This window comes from Shigella sp. FC1967 (assembly GCF_001743005.1).
Lineage (GTDB): Bacteria > Pseudomonadota > Gammaproteobacteria > Enterobacterales > Enterobacteriaceae > Proteus.
The window spans coordinates 1-4,622 of the sequence record NZ_MIIZ01000692.1 but is presented as its reverse complement, the minus strand read 5'-3'; the positions used below and the strand labels follow the sequence as shown (position 1 = coordinate 4,622).

General features: G+C 36.9%; 2 protein-coding genes and 1 pseudogene. All 3 read right to left on the bottom strand.

The features are described 5' to 3' along the window. Positions 1–490 precede the first annotated feature (490 nt). The 3 genes and pseudogenes from phsC to phsA all read right to left on the bottom strand — a co-directional run bounded on the left by phsC (position 491) and on the right by phsA (position 4,136). Positions 491–1,270: a thiosulfate reductase cytochrome B subunit gene (gene phsC / locus BHE89_RS10025; protein WP_069367883.1), complete on the bottom strand. Its 780-nt coding sequence runs from the start codon at positions 1,268–1,270 to the stop codon at positions 491–493. Next, positions 1,267–1,845 carry a 4Fe-4S dicluster domain-containing protein gene (locus BHE89_RS10020; protein WP_069367884.1) on the bottom strand — a complete coding sequence of 193 codons (579 nt, stop codon included), beginning with the start codon at positions 1,843–1,845 and terminating at the stop codon, positions 1,267–1,269. Before BHE89_RS10020 ends, phsC begins: the two co-directional genes overlap by 4 nt. Before the next feature lie 12 nt (positions 1,846–1,857). Beyond that, positions 1,858–4,136, bottom strand: a pseudogene (gene phsA / locus BHE89_RS10015) (thiosulfate reductase PhsA). Positions 4,137–4,622: the final 486 nt, after the last annotated feature.

Genomic DNA, 4,622 nt, shown 5'->3' with positions numbered 1-4,622 from the left:
TTCACAATGAGTTTTTGGCGGTTTAATAATGTGTTCGAGCGACGAGCCAGAGAGGGGGATATTAAAAAATGAATACAATGATGCTTATCGCAAATGTAAGATGCCTTTCACACGAATGGATTTAAAAAAGTGACTTTTAATATGTTAAAGGCAAAAATGTGTAGTAGTGCAAATACGTTATTAGATCAAAATTTATGTATTTATCATTAAATGACTATTTGCGGAAAATGGTAGTTAATATCACATTAGGGTAGATGATTGTCGCCCCTTCATTCTGAGTATGAAGAGGCGTTCACAATGAGTTTTTGGCGGTTTAATAATGTGTTCGAGCGACGAGCCAGAGAGGGGGATATTAAAAAATGAATACAATGATGCTTATCGCAAATGTAATATGTATCATTGTATAAACTTGTATCTGAATTAAGATCAAAAAATGCCTGTTTAAACAGGCATTTTAGGACATGAAACGGAATAGAAGGGTATTAAGAAATTAATGTTCGATTTTTTCTGCTACCGAACCATGATCATCATGTTTATTGTGACGGTGATGACCATCGATCATACTACGGAATGTTTGAGTAAAAGTATCACCCAGTGTACATAAATAGAAATGTGCACAAATGAACATTAATGCCACGATCCCTAACACTAAGTGTGCTTTTAGCATCCAATAGCCTTCACCCAGTACTTCAGGATATAAACATAATAATCCAGTAATAAGTAGCAGCGGTACTAAGCCAAACATTACACCTAAGTAAGCGAGTTGTTGAAGTGGATTAAATTTATCAGTTTCAGTTGCTGCGAAAGGGTGTGGTTCGCCTTTCATTATACCGTAAAGATAAAAGCGAGCTTGTTTGATACAACGACCAATTAATCCGCTAAACCTTACTTTATAATGCACGCCGTTGCTGGTTGTTAAGTTGATAAGAATAAAACCAATCCAGAACGCGATAAGAATAAAACCACAGATCTTATGTAATAGCACCATTGAAGTGACATTACCGATAGAGAAATGCCCTAAAAATCCACTCAATAGTAATAGAATAAACAGTAACGCATTACCCCAGTGCCAAAAACGTATTGCTTTAGAGTATAAATAAACTCGTTCTTCTTCATAATGACCTGCGTGTTTTGGTGCAAGAGCATAGCGTAGCAAGCCATGAATAACTAATACGGCTATCATAGCAACGATTAATAAACCAGCTGCCATTAACCATACAGGCCAATAATCTGGCGTATAGTAGAGTTCGGCTCCCCAGATACTAGTCATGCTTTATCTCCCTGATGGATTTCTTTACGACGGAATAAACTTGGTTTTCCGACATTATCTAATTGGTATTGATAAACCGATTTTTGTTTGATCCAAGCCTGAATTTCAGGTGAGTCGATGCGACCAAAAGCAAGTGCATCCGTTGGACACACCGAGACACACGCAGGTAATTCACCTTCCGTTAATCGAGTATCAGAACAGAAGTTACATTTATCTGCGATATGCGTTATTGGGTTAATATAACGAACATGGTAAGGGCATGCACCGACACAGTAATCACAGCCGATACACAGCTCTTTTTTCACCTGAACGATACCATTTTCATCAATAAAAGAGGCACCAGTAGGACACACTGAAACACAAGGTGCATCTTCACAATGTTGACAAGAAACACGGAAAAATTGGTAATGTGGATTACCTGCTTCATCATCATGAGGGCCTTGAATTTGGACTTGAAGTCGGCTAAATCCTTCTGGAATGTCATTGATGACTTTACACGCGACAGTACAAGCTTGGCAGCCAATACAACGTTTCTCATCATGTAACATGACAAATTGTTTATCATTATTGTTCATCGTTATTTTCCCTTAAGCACGACTAATTTTGACACCTGATGTATGCACATCAGTACCTGATACAGGACTAATTTCATGAGGTAATAAGTTGCCACAGTGAACGCCTGTTGTAGTCGCTGCTGTTCTCGCACCTGCTTTTGCCCCCGATCCCATATAAACAAATACGGTATCAGGACGAATGCCTTCAGTGATCAAAGCATGTGCTTTTTCTTTACCTGTACTATTTTCTAAAATGATTTCATCACCATGTTTAATTCCATGATTTTTAGCCGTTTCAGGGTGGAGCCAAACAGGATTTTTCCACATTAATTCGGCTAATAATGGTACATATTGTGTTGCCCCATTAGTGTGAACGGCGACTTTGCCTTGGATAAAGTAAAGCTCGTCTTTTTCTTTTAATGGGAAGTTATGGAAGCGAGGAATACCATAATTTTCTAAACGGCTTTCGAGTTCTTCAGAATAGATTTCAATTAAGCCACTGGGTGATTTAAATGACAGTGATTTTTCCATCATATTGTTGCCATCAACATGTTTGATAGCATCTGGATATTGTTCAACGAAGGCTTTTACATAAGAAGGCTCACGTAAAAGTAACGGAATTCCATAGGACAAGTAGCCTTTTTTATGGATTTCCTTATACAACGTTTCATCACCATTGACTTGATATAGTTGGCGAACCCCCATATTTTCCCATGGAAAATATTGAGCTAATCCTAGTTCTTTCCCTAATTCCATCCAAATTAACCAGCTGGTTTTGTATCACCAATGGGTTCCACAACTTGCTGACGGAGGGCATAAGCTGGATTGAGACCCGAAACATCAGAAATCTCTTCATCGCGTTCTAAATACGTTGTTTCAGGTAATAGATAATCTGCATAAGCGGCACTTTCACTTAAATACACATCACAACTAACAATTAAATCTAATTTTTGTGCCGTTTTTTCTAAATCAGGGCGACAACTTACGGTTTGGAATGGGTTATGGCGAGACATAATCCATGCTTTGGTTTGATAAGGTACACCGCTTAATGTTGAATCAATAATTGATTGAACGATACCGCCACCTTTATTGATATATTTAAACTGAGGTGCTGTTGCATCGATACGTTTGGCGGTAATTTCAGGCATTCCTTTAACGCTTGGTTTTGCCAATTCAGGGGCAACATTAATACCTGCAAGTTTATTGTATTTTGATGCTGCTTTTTTCTGATACATACCTCCTTCACGTTCAAAATTACCAAGTAAGGCATTGAAGGTGAAGATCATTCTGCGCATATTAATTTCTTCTTTATTAAAGGTTGCGCGGTGACCAGGCATAATCAATGCGTGAGGTGCTTTTGCGGCAATCTCACGAGTAATACGAATAATGTCTTTTGCCGGAACATCTGAGTGTGCCTGTGCCCATTCAGGCGTTGTATCTTGTAGAACTTCTTTTAATTGAGGTAAACCAACAGTAAATTTCTCAACGAAATCTTTATCATAAAGATTTTCTTTCAGCATGATATGGCACATAGCCATTAGCACGGGTAAATCACCACCAGGACGAATAGCAAACCACTCATCTGCTTTACTTGAAACAACCGATAAACGAGGATCAAAACTAACTAGTTTTGCACCTCGCTCTTGTGCAGTCATTAATTCATGGGTTTCTGCAACTTCGATGCCTTCATAAAGGTTATGACCAAAAGAAAGAATATATTTAGAATTTGCTAAATCCATTTTAAGGTCGCCACCCATCATCACGGATGCTGCAATGGCTTTACCCGCAGGGCAAGTGCTCGCGTGTGTAAACGTATTTGGAGAGCCAAATGCAGCAGCCAAATGGAAAAGGTGAGAAGAAAGTGAACCTGATTTAGATGAAAAAGAGATACTTTCTGCACCATAATTCTGTTTTATGGTATTCATCTTTTCTGCAATTTCTTTATAAGCTTGTTCCCAGCTTATAACTTCCCATTCACCTGCACCTCTTGGACCCTTGCGTTTCATGGGTTTAACAATACGGTTGGGATCGTTGACAAGGCTTACACCACTTCCACCTCTGGCACAAACTCGGCTACTTTGGTGCTCCGCATTTCTATTTCCTTGGATAAAAACGGTCTTGTTGTTAACAACCTGAGCTTCTATCGGACAACGATAAGAACACATTTCACACAGGCTAGGTGTTAATTTTGACTGACCCTTAAGAGAATCTACAGGATTAAATGCAAGTGCCCCCGGTGGTAAACTACCCACGGTACAACCCACACATCCGATCCCCATCCCCTTAATGAAAGAACGACGACTAATACTCATATAACCTCCAGTTTCTTCTTATAGCTAAATATTATATACGGACGGTTAAATAAATATTTGAAGGTGCCTCCATTTTATTTAATCTATAAGTGATGAGTTCGTTGTAAATAATAAATAATAGAGAATGAGAAGTTAATAAATATCACTAAATAATTTAACTAAAATAGACAGAATCAAATGATAATTATTTTCTTCTATTAATGGCTATTATAAAAATTTAGAGAAGGAATGGGGAATTTTGAGGGATATAACAGTTATAGATTGTTCTTTTAAAATTCACTAACTTATGATATTAATTTATTCTATTAAAGTGTATTAAAATTATATGATTAATAATAATTAAAAATTGACAAGAAAAACCATCGATATATAATAATTTATATATCGAAAATTAATTTTATTGTAATTAAATTGTTATTTAAATAATCAGATTAAATAATATTTTTATATTATTTAACTTTGTTTTTTTCTTAACCTATCTTCTTA

Coding starts and splice junctions, on each gene's coding strand:
- phsC (WP_069367883.1), bottom strand. CDS start 1,270: ATGACTAGTATCTGGGGAGCCGAACTCTACTATACGCCAGATTATTGG.
- BHE89_RS10020 (WP_069367884.1), bottom strand. CDS start 1,845: ATGAACAATAATGATAAACAATTTGTCATGTTACATGATGAGAAACGT.